The sequence below is a fragment of the Ruegeria sp. BG11 genome, from assembly GCF_056538565.1.
Window position 1 is genome coordinate 1 of record NZ_JBQFTH010000054.1, and the last position, 707, is coordinate 707.

Annotated in this window: 1 pseudogene; it reads right to left on the reverse strand. The window is 56.2% G+C overall.

Going from position 1 to position 707, the window contains the following annotated elements:
- Positions 1-64: 64 nt before the first annotated feature.
- Positions 65-707, reverse strand: a pseudogene (locus ACR0JF_RS23355) (O-antigen ligase domain-containing protein); the annotation flags it as partial.

Consider the following 707-nt stretch of genomic DNA (forward strand, 5'->3'; position numbering starts at 1 on the left):
TTGAACCAACCCAAAAGAATGACGTCTGACACTACGCTGGTATCGCAACAATCCTAGCGGCGTATCAGCTTCCCAGACACACTGATTTGACCTCTCGCAAATGCAATCCGAGCATCAGTAAGGTCGGCCAGAGGAGATAGGTTTGGATTTCGACGTTCTCTCCAAAAGTCAGCAGGAGAACAGTGAGCAACAGCCCGAGCGGCAGCCTCCCGCGTTCCGACTTTATGGCGTCCAGGGTGACGATTGCTAAATGACCGAGGAAAGGAACGAGAAACGCGGCAAATCCGGTCAGCCCTTTCACGAATAGCAATCCGTACCAGGTGTGATGGCTGCCGATCGGCATGTACTCAACAAGATGCGCTCCTGGTCTGACCGTGCCGTGCCCGAAAACCATCGCGTCTGATTGCCATCGTTCATATGCGATGCGCTGCAGCGTTTCGCGTACGCGGGTACTGTCGGCGCGCGCGGATTTGAAGCTGTAGAGGGCTCGGTTGCCGAACTCGACAAAGGCGGCGCCCCAAACGGCTACGGTGGTGGTGACTGTAGACAATAGAATCCACCCCAAGCTGCGGGCAACAAGTGGCAAGAGGCGGGGTGACAGGGAGCAGACCACCAACCCGACCAAGCCCATGCGGGACTTCGACAAAAGGATCATCAGAACTCCGGCAGTCAAACCGATGACCTTCCAGCTGCGGTGCTTTTCTTCG